Annotated in this window: 13 protein-coding genes; 5 read left to right on the forward strand and 8 right to left on the reverse strand. The window is 70.6% G+C overall.

From position 1 onward, the window contains the following. Positions 1 to 327: 327 nt before the first annotated feature. Entirely contained in the window at positions 328 to 1,665 is a 1,338-nt protein-coding gene (locus AC3CHW_RS16505) for an MATE family efflux transporter (protein ID WP_488466924.1), read from the reverse strand. 465 nt (positions 1,666 to 2,130) lie between these two features. Between AC3CHW_RS16505 and dnaB the strand changes: the two genes are divergently transcribed. Beyond that, positions 2,131 to 3,609 (forward strand): replicative DNA helicase, encoded by a 1,479-nt coding sequence (gene dnaB / locus AC3CHW_RS16510; RefSeq protein ID WP_277324159.1) that lies wholly within the window; start codon positions 2,131 to 2,133, stop codon positions 3,607 to 3,609. Between the two features lie 415 nt (positions 3,610 to 4,024). Then, on the forward strand, positions 4,025 to 4,621 hold the full coding sequence (locus tag AC3CHW_RS16515; protein WP_488466925.1) for a hypothetical protein: 597 nt from the start codon (positions 4,025 to 4,027) through the stop codon (positions 4,619 to 4,621). A 69-nt stretch (positions 4,622 to 4,690) separates the two neighbouring features. Here AC3CHW_RS16515 and AC3CHW_RS16520 read toward each other — a convergent pair whose 3' ends face one another. The 4 genes from AC3CHW_RS16520 to AC3CHW_RS16535 form a co-directional block, all read right to left on the reverse strand. After that, complete coding sequence (locus AC3CHW_RS16520) at positions 4,691 to 4,942, reverse strand: hypothetical protein (protein WP_488466926.1); 252 nt, start codon at positions 4,940 to 4,942, stop codon at positions 4,691 to 4,693. Continuing rightward, the gene (locus tag AC3CHW_RS16525; protein ID WP_488466927.1) at positions 4,939 to 5,241 is read right to left on the reverse strand and encodes a beta-ketoacyl synthase N-terminal-like domain-containing protein; all 303 of its coding nucleotides are present in this window, start codon (positions 5,239 to 5,241) and stop codon (positions 4,939 to 4,941) included. Before AC3CHW_RS16525 ends, AC3CHW_RS16520 begins: the two co-directional genes overlap by 4 nt. Before the next feature lie 197 nt (positions 5,242 to 5,438). Next, complete coding sequence (locus AC3CHW_RS16530; RefSeq protein ID WP_488466928.1) at positions 5,439 to 6,488, reverse strand: hypothetical protein; 1,050 nt, start codon at positions 6,486 to 6,488, stop codon at positions 5,439 to 5,441. After that, the gene (locus AC3CHW_RS16535; protein ID WP_488466929.1) at positions 6,485 to 7,045 is read right to left on the reverse strand and encodes an RNA polymerase sigma factor; all 561 of its coding nucleotides are present in this window, start codon (positions 7,043 to 7,045) and stop codon (positions 6,485 to 6,487) included. The genes AC3CHW_RS16530 and AC3CHW_RS16535 overlap by 4 nt, the downstream gene beginning before the upstream one ends. Before the next feature lie 282 nt (positions 7,046 to 7,327). Here AC3CHW_RS16535 and AC3CHW_RS16540 point away from each other — a divergent pair, with 282 nt between their 5' ends. After that, complete coding sequence (locus tag AC3CHW_RS16540; protein ID WP_488466930.1) at positions 7,328 to 7,630, forward strand: immunity protein TriTu family protein; 303 nt, start codon at positions 7,328 to 7,330, stop codon at positions 7,628 to 7,630. Between the two features lie 255 nt (positions 7,631 to 7,885). Here AC3CHW_RS16540 and AC3CHW_RS16545 read toward each other — a convergent pair whose 3' ends face one another. Beyond that, a complete protein-coding gene (locus AC3CHW_RS16545; protein WP_488466931.1) occupies positions 7,886 to 9,217 on the reverse strand; it encodes a DUF5933 domain-containing protein in 1,332 nt (443 codons plus the stop codon). A gap of 971 nt (positions 9,218 to 10,188) precedes the next feature. On the opposite strand from AC3CHW_RS16545, the gene AC3CHW_RS16550 reads away from it, so the two are divergent. Then, on the forward strand, positions 10,189 to 10,671 hold the full coding sequence (locus tag AC3CHW_RS16550; RefSeq protein WP_488466932.1) for a hypothetical protein: 483 nt from the start codon (positions 10,189 to 10,191) through the stop codon (positions 10,669 to 10,671). Between the two features lie 493 nt (positions 10,672 to 11,164). Next, positions 11,165 to 11,821 carry a M15 family metallopeptidase gene (locus AC3CHW_RS16555; protein WP_488466933.1) on the forward strand — a complete coding sequence of 219 codons (657 nt, stop codon included), beginning with the start codon at positions 11,165 to 11,167 and terminating at the stop codon, positions 11,819 to 11,821. 288 nt (positions 11,822 to 12,109) lie between these two features. Here AC3CHW_RS16555 and AC3CHW_RS16560 read toward each other — a convergent pair whose 3' ends face one another. Beyond that, the gene (locus tag AC3CHW_RS16560) at positions 12,110 to 12,628 is read right to left on the reverse strand and encodes a DNA-binding protein (protein ID WP_488466934.1); all 519 of its coding nucleotides are present in this window, start codon (positions 12,626 to 12,628) and stop codon (positions 12,110 to 12,112) included. 766 nt (positions 12,629 to 13,394) lie between these two features. Next, positions 13,395 to 14,156, reverse strand: coding sequence for a B3/B4 domain-containing protein (locus AC3CHW_RS16565; RefSeq protein WP_488466935.1), 762 nt, complete (start codon positions 14,154 to 14,156; stop codon positions 13,395 to 13,397). Positions 14,157 to 14,221: the final 65 nt, after the last annotated feature.

Consider the following 14,221-nt stretch of genomic DNA (forward strand, 5'->3'; position numbering starts at 1 on the left):
GTAGTGCGGGCTGCCGGCTGTGAGTGGCCGGCTGTGAGTGGCCGGCTGTGAGTTGCCGGCCGGGCGCGCGGCGGTTTCACGTGAAACATGGCCGGTGCGGGAGCGGGGCCGGGCCGATGGCGGGGCTGGTGCGGCGGCCGGTGGCGGTGCTGGCGGTGCCGGCGGCCCGGGGCGATGACGGTGTACGCGGTGGGTGCCGGTTGCCGGTTGCCGGTCTTCGGTGCGTGGCCGGGGCTGTTTCACGTGAAACGGTGGTCGCCCTGGGCGGCCCGGAGGGCGGAAGCCCGAAGGTGGACGGCGGTGCGAAGGCGGACGGTGGTGCGGGGGTTACCGGGTCGCGCCCGTGACCAGCCAGCGGCCCGAGCGGGTGCGTATCCACAGGGTCAGCATCCGCATGGTCATCATGAGCGCCATCGTCCACCACAGGGCGGTGAGTCCGCCTCCGAGGGTGGGGACGAGGAGGGCGACCGGTGCGAAGACGGCCAGGGTGATGATCATCGCCACGGCGAGGTAGGGACCGTCGCCCGCGCCCATCAGCACGCCGTCGAGGATGTAGACCACGCCGGAGATGGGCTGGGAGATGGCGACGACCAGCAGCGCGGGGAGCAGCGCGTCCTGCACGACCTGGTCGGACGTGAAGAGCGGGATGAACAGCGGGCGGGCGAGGATGACGAGCACGCCGAGCACCAGGCCGGAGGCTATCCCCCACTCGACCATGCGGCGGCAGGCGGCGCGGGCCCCCTCCTTGTCGCCGGCGCCGAGGTAGCGGCCGATGATCGCCTGGCCCGCGATGGCGATGGCGTCCAGCGCGAAGGCCAGCAGGCTCCACAGGGTGAGGATGATCTGGTGGGCCGCGACCTCGGTGTCGCCGAGGTTGGCCGCGACGCCGGTGGCGATCAGGGTGACCGTACGCAGCGAGAGGGTGCGCACCAGGAGCGGCACTCCGGCCTGGGCGCAGGCGCGTATGCCGGCCGCGTCCGGGCGCAGCGACGCGCCGTGCCGACGGGCGCCGCGTACCACCACGGTGAGGTAGGCGGCGGCCATGGCCCACTGCGCGATGACGGTTCCCCAGGCGGAGCCGGCGATGCCGAGGCCGGCGCCGTAGACGAGTGCGGCGTTGAGCGCGGCGTTGGCGGCGAAGCCGCCGATGGCGACGTAGAGCGGAGTGCGGGTGTCCTGGAGGCCGCGGAGCACGCCGGTGGCGGCGAGGACGATGAGCATGGCGGGAATGCCGAGGGCGCTGATGCGGAGGTAGGTGATCGCGTAGGGCGCGGCGGTGTCGGAGGCGCCGAAGAGATCGACCAGGCCGGGCGCCGTGGGCAGCACCACCGTGACCACGGCGGCGCCGATGAGCAGGGCGAGCCAGATGCCGTCCATGCCCTGCCGGATGGCACCGGGCAGATCGCCCGCGCCCACCCGGCGGGCGACGGCGGCCGTGGTGGCGTAGGCGAGGAAGACGAAGATGTTGACCCCGGTCAGCAGCAGGGCCGCCGCGATGCCGAGTCCGGCGAGTTGCGGCGTGCCCAGATGGCCGACGATGGCACTGTCGACCATCACGAAGAGGGGCTCCGCGATGAGGGCGCCGAAGGCGGGAACGGCGAGCGCAATGATCTCTCGATCGTGCCGGCCGCGCGCGCGCCGGTCCTTCGCGGGAGCCTGGATCATGCGGCCCAATGTAATCGTCCACAGGTAAGAGATGCAATCACTGAGGAGTCCTTACTTGAGGTCGCTCTGCGTGGTGCTCTCTGTGCCGTTTGTCGCGATCTTCGGCCGACTGGGCAAGTTTTTCTTCTGCACAGCCCTGGGATAAGAAAAGCCCAGCTCACGAGGGTGGGCGTGGGTTGGAGGGCTGCTTGTCCACAGCGCCGTCCCCCGCCCCATGCACAGCTTTCCGGGAGTTCTCCACAGGATGGCTTCGATCATCCACATGGCCTGTGGATAACCAGATTGGCGGACGGCTTTCGCGGGCCTACCGTGGTCCGGCGCGCGCACCCTTTTTCTGGCGTGAGGAGCGTCGAACTCGACGCGCCGTAAGCGGAGTCGAGCGTCCTGTTTGTCAGAGCCGTGCCGTAAGAAAGAAGAGCACGGCGAGGGTCCGCGTCGCGGACGGGAGGAGGTGGCGGGGTGAGCATGCCCGAGCCCATGGACGACCCCTGGCCCGACGCTGGCCCCGGTGATCGACTGCCCACGACGCCGCGCCCCCGCCGGGGCGAAGGCCGTGGCCAGGGCCGCCGCGACGACCAGCACGACCGGGGGCGCGAGGGCGGTGGCTGGGACGGCTCGGGCTTCGAGCGCGTACCGCCGCAGGACCTGGACGCGGAGCAGTCCGTTCTCGGCGGCATGCTGCTCTCCAAGGACGCCATCGCCGACGTGGTGGAGGTCCTCAAGGGCCAGGACTTCTACCGGCCCGCGCACGAGACCATCTACCAGGCCATCCTCGACCTCTACGCCAAGGGCGAGCCGGCCGACCCGATCACGGTGGCGGCCGAGCTCACCAAGCGCGGGGAGATCACCAAGGTCGGCGGCGCCTCGTATCTGCACACGCTCGTGCAGTCCGTGCCCACTGCCGCCAACGCGGAGTACTACGCGGAGATCGTCCACGAGCGGGCGGTGCTGCGCCGGCTGGTGGAGGCGGGCACGCGCATCACGCAGATGGGATACGCGGCGGACGGCGACGTCGACGAGATCGTCAACAACGCCCAGGCCGAGATCTACGCCGTCACCGAGCAGCGCACCAGCGAGGACTACCTCCCGCTCGGGGACATCATGGAGGGCGCGCTCGACGAGATCGAGGCCATCGGCTCCCGCAGCGGCCAGATGTCCGGCGTGCCGACCGGCTTCACGGACCTCGACTCGCTGACGAACGGGCTGCACCCGGGACAGATGATCGTCATCGCGGCGCGTCCCGCGATGGGTAAGAGCACCCTGGCTTTGGACTTCGCCCGGGCCTGTTCGATCAAGGGCAATCTCCCGAGCGTCATCTTCTCGCTGGAGATGGGTCGCAACGAGATCGCTATGCGACTGCTCTCGGCCGAGGCGCGGGTGGCGCTGCACCACATGCGGTCCGGGAGCATGACGGACGACGACTGGACCCGGCTGGCCCGCCGGATGCCCGAGGTGACCGCGGCCCCGCTGTACATCGACGACTCGCCGAACCTGTCGATGATGGAGATCCGCGCCAAGTGCCGCCGCCTCAAACAGCGCAACGACCTCCAGCTCGTGGTCATCGACTACCTCCAACTGATGCAGTCGGGCGGCGCCAGAAGGCCCGAGAGCCGGCAGCAGGAGGTCTCGGACATGTCCCGTAACCTCAAGCTGCTGGCCAAGGAGCTGGAGGTGCCGGTGATCGCACTGTCCCAGCTCAACCGTGGCCCCGAGCAGCGTACGGACAAGAAGCCGATGGTCTCCGACCTGCGTGAGTCAGGCTCGATCGAGCAGGACGCCGACATGGTCATCCTGTTGCACCGCGAGGACGCGTACGAGAAGGAGTCGCCCCGGGCGGGCGAGGCGGACCTGATCGTCGCCAAGCACCGTAACGGCCCGACGGCGACGATCACGGTCGCCTTCCAGGGCCACTACTCGCGGTTCGTGGACATGGCGCAGACGTAGGGGGTGGGTGTGGGGCCTCGTATGCCGTGCCGAACCCCAAAGCCCCGCGCTCACACCGATCGCAGCCGCCTCCCCCACCGAATGGCAGCAAGTCCACGAGGCGGGGCGCCTCGGCGAGTACGGCGGCGGGTTCGGGGTCACGGCCGGGCTGACCTCTCGGCTCGGCGGAAGCCGCTTGGCATCATCGCGGCATGGCCCGTTCCCTGGGTGAGATGGGGCCGGGCTGACAGGCTGCGCTCGTGGCCCTCGACGGTGCCTGGACGCTGGTTGGGCCGAAGCCGCCCCCGAGCAGACCAGGGAGGCTGCCGTTCTCCGGTGCTGGTGGCCTCGGAACCGGCCCCATCTCGCCGCACACTAGGCGGAGGGTCTGACAATGCGAGCCGGGCAGCACATGCCTGTGGTCGAGGATGAGCGCATGGACGTCCCCGAGTTGCTCGAAGCGGCTTCCCTGCTGGTTCCGGAAGAGACCGCCACCGAGAACGACATCACGGTGCGAGACATCTGGGACTGCCTCGTTGACGACGAGTGGGAGATCGCCCTGGGCCTGCTGGAGGAGCTGGGGGAGGCTCGCTCGCTCCCGCTGGCCTTCTGGGAACAGCTCGCCGAAGCGGCTGATCAGCTCCGGCTGGAACGGAGCGCGGCGTGGTGCCATTGGCGATGCTCCGAACTCCGCAACGGTGTGATCCGCGCGGCCCTGACGCTCCGCCCCGCCGCCGAGGCGCGACGTACGACGCCCCTCTCCGGCGCCAGCGTCCTGCGGCCTATGTGGGACATCGGACTCCTCTCACCCACCGGCGGACGCGCGGTCAGCATCGCCAGGCTCTGGGTCGAGAACATGCCCGTGCTGGAGCCCGGCGGGCGAGCCACGGTGCGCCTCGTACCCCTCACCCCCTCCCACTGGACGCACGTCCGGCCCGGCCAGCGGATCACCATGCACGAGGACCGATCCGTGGCCGGCACCGCGGTCATCGTGGAAGTCCGGCGCCCCGCCACCACCACGTCCGCGCGATGACACGAGCCGCTGGTGCGAGCACGTCGCACGGCGCCCGGCGGCGCGTGGTGGTCGGGCAGGGGCGCGGCGTCACCTGGTGAGGACGAGGCTGACGTTATGGCCGCCGAAGCCGAACGAGTTGGCCAGGGCGGCGGACCACTGACCGGTGCGCGGTTCGCCGCGTACCACGTCGAGTTCCACGCGTGGGTCGAGCTCGTCGAGGTTGCGGGTGGCCGGCAGCGCGCCGTCCCTGAGCGCGAACAGCGCGAACAGCGCGGCCATGGCGCCCACCGCTCCCGACGCGCCGATCGTGTGCCCCGTCATCGGCTTCGTCGCCGTCACCGCGGCGTGGTTGCCGACACGACGGCGCACCGTTCCGGTTCGACCCGCGGAACCCCCGCGTCCTGCCAGGCCCCCCGCGCGCTGAGGATGGCGACCTGCTCGCCACGGTCCAGCTTCCTGGCCTCGGCCTGTGGCAGCAGGGAGGCGGGGTCCACCGTAAGCCCGGCCGCCACGCGCACCGGCAGGTCCGCGGCCCACTCCTCGTCCAGGAGGCGCGCTCCCGACCTGCCGTCCAACAGCCCCGCCCACGTCGACGGCGCATCGGCCCCCAGCGGCGTCATCGCACCGACACCCGTCACCAACACACGATCGCTACGGCTCACACGAGCCCCCTTGGGGTGTTCGGTTACTACAGAGCGCCTGCTGCACCCTTACGGGATCATGCCAGCGTCGTGAGGTGTCTTCAGGGCGGCGAGTGACCGTTTCGTGGGGGAGGGATTGTGGTGACCGGACAAGGTGGCGGGGCCGGCGCGCGACCTGGCGACAGTTCGGGCGGTTACTTCAGTGGGGACAGGGGCGGTTGCTGCCAGGCGGGGCCGACCGAGAGGTAGGTGGTGCGGTGGATGACGTCCCCGGATCGGAGCTTCTGGCTCCCCCATGCCAGGCCGTCGTTCCGCGCCCGGTCCACGGTCTCGAGGACGTGGAACGCCTTGGTGTCGACGATCAGTTGCCGACGCCAGGTGTCGGCGTCCAGTTCGACGACCGTGCCGGCGCGACCCGTGCTGTCCTTGGCCCGCTCCGTCACGCGCGCCCCGGGGATGCCGGTGAGGACCTCGAACAGCGCGGCCCGCAACCTGGGTTCGGCGGGTGACCGGGCGAGCAGGTCCTCGATGCCGTCGAAGAGTTCCTCGGGCACCGAGTCCCCGGTGGCCTTGCCGACGAGCCGGGACCGTAGCGCCGCCGGGTCGGTGGGCAGCTTCCGAAGCTCGTCCCACCCGACCGGTTTGCCGCAGACCACCCAGACCGTGCCGCCCATGTCCTCCCGGGTGTAGTCCTGCACCAGGCCGTTGCCGGGCTTCCCGCGCGTGCCGCTCCGGCTCACCCAGATCGTCTCGTACGACTCGTCCGGCCGCTGGTCCCGGTCGAGGGTCCGGTTCCACTGGAGGGTCCGTACCTCCCAGTACGGGGCCGTCCCCGCCCGTTCGGCCGCCGGGGAGACCCGCGCGTCACCGGAGTCCGACAAGGGCTGGAGCGTGGCCCCCAGCGCGATCGCCGCGACCGCCGCCGCCGAGACCAGCACCGGCAGGCGCCGCCGCCACGTCCGAGCCGGAACGATCTCGGCCGCCGGCTCCCGTTCGAGTCCGATGAGCGGATCGACTGCCTCGACCCGGCTGGCCCTCTCCGCCTGGTGGGCCACCTCTGCCTGGCCGGCGCCTGTCGCCTGCTCGGCGCCCGCCGCCGGGTCGGCCGCCGACCGCACCGCGGCCAGCGCCGCTGCGACGACGTCCGCCGACGGCGGCGCGACCCTGCCCGCGGCGCGCAACCGCCCGGCACCGGGGAAGTCGAGGAGGGCGCCGTCGTCGGTGTGCGTGTCCTGGCCGGTCATGCGAGGTCTCCTGTCAGGGAAAGCGGGGCGGAAGGGCCGAGCGCCGCACGCAGTCGCGTGCGCGCCCGGTGCAGCCGGGACCTGGCCGTGCCCGCGGGCACGCCGACGACGACCGCTGCCTCGGTGGGGCTGAGCTGTTCCCACGCGATCAGCAACAGCAGTTCCCGTTCCACGGCCGGCAGCTCGGCCAGCGTCTGGCGCATCAGCGGCCCGACCGCCGCCGCGTCCAACCGCCGGTCGACGGCGTGCCACGGATCGCTGCTCGCCTCGTCGGCGAACGCAGTGGCGGACGCGCGCCGTTCCTGTCCGCGCCAGTGCGCGGCCAGTACGTTGCGGGCCACGCCGAACAGCCACGCCCGGGCGGGCCCGCGTGCGGCGTCGTACGTGTTGCGCCCCGCGTACGCCCGTAGCCACGCCTCGGCCAGCAGGTCGTCCGCCGCGCCGGGCGCACGGCGCGCGAAGTAGCCGTGGAGCGCGCGCGAATGGCGCTCCACGAGCGGTTCGAAGGCCGACGCGTCGCTTCTTGAGCGCGTCAGCAGTTCCTCGTCCGTCGCCACAGACCTCCCCTTCCACGGGCCACGCCTTCCGCGGCCCCCACCCCTTCTTGTCCGCGCCCACCGAAAGCGTTCGCGGGGCACCTGCGGGGCGCCTGTGGGGCCTCTGCGGGTGGGGCGGGCGCGACCGGGTGGTACGTACGTTGGCGTGGGTGTTGTTGTTGCTGTTGGCGTTGGCGTTGGCGTTGGCGCTGATGTTGGCGTTGGTGTGGGGGGACGGGCGTACGGCGGGGAGCGGTCGCTCCGTCGCGGGGCGGGACAGGGGAAGGGCGGAGGAGGGGGCGGGTGGGCGGCGCGTGGACGCAGTGGCTCTCGGACTGGTTCGCCGAACACGAGGAAAGCCTGCGGACCCGCGGAATCCTGGGGGACCTCCGGCGCTCGCCGGCGGACGGCCGAGCCAAGAGCAGCGTCGTGATGACGCTCGAAACTGACGACCACATCGCCGCCCTCACCGTCTGGAGCAGCGGAGAAGCCGAGCTTGAGTACGGGGACGTGGCGTCCGGGCTGGTCCGCCAGGAGCATCGCGAACTGCGCACCGTCCAGGACCTCCTCGACGCCGTCGCGAGTACCGAGGAAGGGGTGCGGTAGCCGCGCGGTGGCTGGCGCCGCCCTACGGCTGCCGCCCCCACCGGGGCGCCACGGGCGCGCGCGCCCGCGCGTGAGCCGTGCAAGCTGCGTGAGCTGTGCAAGCTGGGCAACCTGCGTGAGCCGTACGAGCCGCGCAACCGTACGGCCTGCTCGCTGCGGTCAGCGAGCAGGCCGTTGGTCGTTGTACGCCCCTGCCCTCAACCCCGCCTGCTCGGGCCAGGCAGGCGGGGGCCGGTCATACCCGTCAGCTCACGATCAAATGAGTTCGGGCTGCGGCTGAGGCTGCGGTTCCGTTTCCGGTTCGGGTTCCGATTTCCGCACCGGTACGGTCTTCGGCTCCCACCGCTTCGTGAGCCGCATGTAGCCGTAGACGACCGAGACCATCGCCAGAATCAGCAGCGGGCCAAAGGCCCAGGCGTAGTCGGCCATCTCCACCGAGAGAAAGCGGTACGACAGCAGCATCGCGGTGAAGATCGCCGTGCCGTAGGCGACGAACCGGATTCCCGACCGGTCCCAGTCGTGGTCGATCGTGCGCAGCCCGGCCTCGATCGTGACCGCGAACACCACGCCGGCGACGATATCCGCACCGTAGTGGTAGCCGAATCCGAGCGTGGCACCGAGTGTGGCGAGCAGCCAGAACGTTCCCGCGTGCCGCAGGAAGCGCGAGCTGTTGCGGGAGTGGATGAAGATCGCGGTAGCCCACGCCGTGTGCAGACTGGGCATGCAGTTGCGCGGGGTGATGTCGTCGAAGGGCATGCTCTGCGGGACGCCGACCGGCGTCAGCGTGTCCGGCCACAGGTTGGCCACCGCGTACTGCCCACCGTCGGCGCCGTACGCGAAGATCGGTCCGACCACCGGGTAGATCATGTAGATGCCCGGCCCGAGCAGGCCGATCACCAGGAAGGTGCGCACCAGGTGGTGGGTGGGGAAGCGGCGATCGACCGCGACGTGCCGGAGCTGGTAGAGCGCGACGACGACCGCGGCCACCGCGAGTTGGGCGTAGACGTAGTCGAGAACGTGGTAGCCGACCGTTCCCGAAGCCTCGACCAGTCGGCCCACCAGCCATGACGGGCTGCCCAGCGCGTGGTCGGCGGTCGCCACGTACTGGTCGAGCACCGTGGGCCGGGTCTTCCACGTGATGAGCAGCCAGGCGTCGCCGGTCTTCCGGCCGGCCACCAGCAGTAGGCCAAGCCCGACACCCTTCAGCAACAGGACGCGTTCCCGGCCGCTGCGGCGGGTGATGGCGATGACGCCATAAGCCAACAGCACCCACAGGGCGCCGTTGCCGAACATCATCTTGGCGTCGAAGATCCACCGCACCAACGCGAAGACGACGTCGATGCCGACCGCGAAGCCGAAGGCGATGAACCGCTCCCGCCAGGTGAGCACCACCATCATCAACGCCATGCTGGCGTAGAGCAGCGGTCCCGATTTAGGTGCGAATATCACCTCTCGCACCTGGTTGCTGATCGGCCCCCGTACGCCGTAGTGGCGCGCGGCGATCTCCAGCGCGATGAGGAATGCGAGGGCCACCACGCTCACCGCTGCCCACAGGATCACCCGTGGTTGGCGACATGCGGTGAGCACTCTTTTGAAATTTATTCGTGTAAATACCCGCGAAGCTACAGATATCAATTGTTTGGCCGATTTGTTAGAGGCCCAGTAAGGAGATCATCCTTGCCGGATAGCTTGGTTTCCGGGGGCAGGTGGGCAATGAGGGGCAGGGTCGTGAGTTCAATCATGCTATAGGAGCGGTGTGGGTGGGTTTCGCTGGTCACGGACGGTACGAAGGCCGGTTCATGCTGTGCTCGTTGCGCACCCGTTGTGCGCCCGTTGCGCGGTCGTTGTGCGGTCATCGGGTGGTCGTTGTGCCTCGCGTTGTGCCTCGCGTTGGGCTCGCGCTGTGCTGTCGGTGGGTCGGTGCTTCGGGGGTGATCGGTTTTCCCTGGGCCTGCTGGGGGCGTCGAGGCGGTGGCGGTCGGACGGATTATCCGGTGCCTCGCGTGCGTGTACGCAAGAACGCGAACCGGCAGACGTGGGGAGGGTGTTGGCGTACGTCGGCCTACGCCAGGTGTGGCGGCCGGCTCCTCCGTGAGGGCGAGATGGGGCGGGGTGTGGGTGGGGGCGGGTGAGGTTGGGGGTGAGGTGGGGTGGCGTCGGTTGGGCGGGGTGGGTGCGCCGTCGGTGCGCGACGCTTGGCGAGCTTTGGCTGGCGGGTGGTGGTCGCGCGGCCGGTCCGGCTGTCGACCGTTGCCGCGCTGCGCGTTCCCAGTGCCCAGTTCCCGGTTCCGTGCGGGTTCCCGCGCCGGGGGTGTCGTGCGTGCGCCCTCGGCTGTGGCGTGAACTGCCCTCGGGGCGAGGCGTGGGACGTGAGGTGTGGGGGGCATGGCACATCGCGGGATGTGGTGCGTGGTGTGGGGGGAATGGGGCGGATAGGGAGAACGGGGTGAACTGGGCGAACGGGGTGGTTCGGGTGAGGGGGCGTGGGCGTTGCGGATGTGACAGTTCCGCCCGCGGGCGAGTACTACGATCGGACGCTCATTTCGAGAAGGGGAAGCATGCGGAAGAAGATCGTCATTGGTGCTGCGGTGGCTCTGTCCACGGTTCTCCTCGCGGGCTGTGGGAGCAACGGTGATTCGTCGAAGAAGGGCAAGGATCACCAAGCCGATAAGGCCGGTAAGACCGACAAGTCCGTGAGCGAGGGTGTGAACCCGAAGCAGGACGGCGCGGCGGCGGGCGACGGTGCCGCGGTCAAGCGCGAGGTCACGCTAGAGGTGCGCGGGAGCGGGTCGTCGCAGATCTACTACAACCTGGACAGCAACAAGATGGAGACGGTCAAGCTGCCGTGGAAGAAGACGTCCACGATCACGCTGGAGACCGACGCGGAGAAGAAGGTCGGCCTCGGCGTCTCCGTCGTGCCCGGCTCCGTAACCGGCCCTGACGGCATGCTGCGCCCGGCCGACTGCGTCATCACCGTGGACGGCAAGCAGGTCGCGGACAACAGCGGCGGCAAGTCGATGTGCAAGTACACGGTGAAGTAGGGCCCACCCCGTGCTCGTACGGCCGCCCGCAACGGGCCTGGCCGGCGAACTGTTCAGGCGAACTGTTCAGGGGAGCGAGGTAGTGGACGAGCGGAGCGACCGCCGTACGGGGTGAGGAGGTCCTCCGCCGACCTGGGGGGCTGTGTTGGGTTGCGGCGGGTCCTGTCGGGTCCTGTCGGACCTGTCGGGCCCTTGTCGCGTTGTCGCCCCAGGGCGGCTTTCGTGGGTGGGTGGGCTTTCAGGTGCGCTGTCGTCTGGGGCGTTGCCCTACTCGCGTTGTGGCGTGGAGTGCGTCGCGCCGGTGTCGCGTCGCGTTGCGCAACGCGTCGTTGGGCTGTCGGGCGCGCTTTCGAGCCTTCCGCCGGCAGTCGCTGGCGACAGTGGACACCCTGCGGTTCATCGCCGCGCGTCCCTGCGTGAGCAGGGTTATCCACACGGGCGGGGTTATCCACAGCCCCACCCAGGCTGGGCGGAGCTGGGTGATGATTGCCCCATGACTGAGATCGTCTTGATGTCCGACCCGAGAGTCGCGTCCGTTCCTGTTCAGGAGTGCGGTGAGCCGCTCGTGGACGTGCGCCGAGACGCTTCCCTGTTGGTCGACGAACGGAAGTGGGAGGACTCCGCCGGTGCCTTCGCCTACCTGCGGGAAGGCGTGCTCAACCGGTTGCGGGCGGCGCAGGCTGAACTGCCCCGGGGCATGCGGCTGCTGTTCGTCGAGGGGTATCGCCCGCCAGTGTTGCAGCGCCGGTATTTCGACGAGTACGCGGAGGGCCTGCGCGCCGAACACCCCGAGTGGTCAGCGGACCAGGTGCGCTCGGCGGCCAGTCGCTACGTGTCCCCTCCCGAGATAGCCCCGCACAGCGCTGGTGCGGCCGTCGACCTGACTCTCGCCGACGCCGACGGCCGCGAACTCGATCTGGGCACCCGCATGAACGCGTCACCGGAGGAGAGCGCGGGAGCCTGCTACACGCAGGCGGACACCATCACTGCCGAGGCCCGCGAGCACCGTGACATCCTCGGCGTCGCACTCACTTCGGCAGGGCTGGTCAACTACCCCACGGAGTGGTGGCACTGGTCCTACGGAGACCGGTACTGGGCACTGGGGAGCGGCGCGATAGCCGCCTGCTACGGCCCCACGGAACTCGACTGACCGTGTCGTGTCGCCGCGCACCGCCTTGGCCTTGTGTCGGCGTTCCGCGCTTCGCCGCTCTTGCGTGGGCGTGGTGCGGCGCTGGCGTGGTGGTGGCGGGCAGGGCGTGGGGTGTGAGCGCTCTGGGGCGGGGGCGTGTTGGGGCGTTGCTCGGGCCTTCTGGCGCGTGATGACTGCCGGGCTGGGTTGGGGTGGCTGCTCGTCTGACGGGCGGGTGGCCAGGCGGGTGGGTGGGGCAGGCGTGTGCGCTCTGGTGGGGTGGTCTGCGGGTTCTGTTGGTGGCAGGGGCTACGACTCGGCGCCCGGAGCGGGCTCCGGTGTCGCCGCGGGGGCCTTCTTGGTTGGTGCCGGCGCCTGTTGTTCCGCTTCGCCGCCGGTGCGGGCGAGGAGGCGTTCGTAGCGCTGCCTGGCGGCCTGGGGGGTGCCGAGGCCGAGGCCAAAGGCGATCTCCGGCCAGGTCATTCCGCGACCTCGCGCCATCTGGAGGAGCCCGGCCTCCAGTTCGTCCATCTCGCCCCGCGCCAGCGGTACGAGGGTCAGGGCCGCGGTGATGTCGGTGTGGTCCACCTCGGGCTCGCCCTCCTCCCGCTGTGCGGCCCCACTGAGGAGGAAGGAGACCAGCCTGATGGCTTCGTGCGCCCCGATGATCGAGGGATGCACCTGCCGTTGGCGCTGCTCGTCGCTGGCCGCGTGGCGTTCGGCGATGCGAAACAGGGAGGCGTAGACGCGTGCGGCCCGTGCTTGGTCGGGGTCTGCCGGTGCGAAGGCGGCGGGCTGCTCGCGAGGCGAGTCAGTGGTCGATGACATGGAGCAAGGGTGCGGCAGGCATATGAGGTTGTCAATGATCTATTGTGAACGAGTTGTTTGTGTTGCGTGACCTCTAGGGCGTTTGAGCGCTGCCGCCTGCACGTGCTCCGGTCCTGGGCGCAAAGGGGACGGGGGCCAGCGCTGGGCTGGCACGGTTCCGATCTGCGGGGGAGCCTGAGACGGCCACGCGGTACAAGGTCAGGCGGTGCACGAGACGGCACGGGCTGCGCAGCGCCGCCGCGTCACAGCGGCACGTACGACACGACCACGCGCGCCGCACCACGCGGCACGCGTGCACAGCGGAACAAGGTGGGGAGGGGTGGCGGGAGGGGGAGGGTGGGGAGGGGGGAGGGGCCCCCATAGGTTGATTGCCCGCGTCCCCTCGCACCGCCCGCGGCCCGCAACGCCGCGCAGGCTATCGGGCCAGCCTGTTGCCGAGCCGGGCCACCGAACTAGCCCGCTGGATCGGCGTGCCGGCCAACCCGCTGGATCGGCGTACCGACCGCCCAGGCAGGCCGGGCCGCAGCGCCAGCCCCGGCCGAGCCCGACCCCGCCGCCACCACGCCACGCCATGCCACACCACCGCCCGGCAGCTCCCCCACCCCCGCCCGCCGCCCTGGCACGACCTTCGGCGCAGCCACCGGGCACCAGGCACCGGGCACCGGGCACCGGGACCAGGCACCCGGCGCCGAGCAGGCGGGGCGAAGGCAAGGCGGGCCCGAACGTGACAAAGCGGCGAGTGGGGCCTGAGCCGCAGACGGCGAGGTCAGGCCGCAGAGGCGCGCAGCAGCCGCGTGTTGATCTTCACCCCGGGGCTGCTGGTGGTCAGCGCATCGGTGAGCGCGTCACCCGCCGCCGAGAGGGCCTGGTCGTCCATTGCCCCGAGGGCGTCCAGGATGAAGAGGGCGCGGGTGGTGTCGTGGGTCAGTCGGGTACGGGTGCACTGACGCCAGTTCCAGCGCCGACAGGTCACGCCCAGGTCGTCACGCCAGACGACTTCGCCGGCGGTGGGGTGTTCGGTGGCAGGTTCGCCGCCCGCCGTGGTGTCGAAGACCTCCGTACCGTCGGCGCGCACCAGTCGTGCCGGGCCCGCGTAGTGGTCGAGGTCTTCGCCGCCCAGCGGCAGGAAGTGGCCCACCGACACGGCGTTGTAGATGTCGGTCAGCCGGTCCACGCGGGGCAACCCGTCGGCGGCCCGTCGCAGCAGGGCCTCCGCGCTGGGCCGCGTGCGTTGCGGCTTGGCGCCGAAGGAACGGAACGCCTCGCGCCAGGCGGCGATGTGCGGGTGTTCCTCCAGCGGCCCGTCACCGATGCGCTCGCGCGCGGTGGCCTCGGCCCGCGCGAGCATCTCCTCGCTGAACGCGTCGCTCGGCCCGGGGCGCAGTCCCTCGACCGTGATGAGCAGGGCGTGGTAGTCGGGGCGTAGGGCCGCCACGGCCGGGTCGATGCTGACCGACGCCAGCCATGTCGCGGCGTCCAGCGTCGCGCCGGTCCGTGGGGTCGACTCGGCCTGCGTTTCGGGGCTCACTTCTCTCCTCAGGGGTTCCGCCTGCTGGCGACGGCCGGCCAGTCGGCCACCCGCCCGGTGGCGGG

Source organism: Streptomyces sp. MGP-BFMKR1 (genome assembly GCF_057766585.1).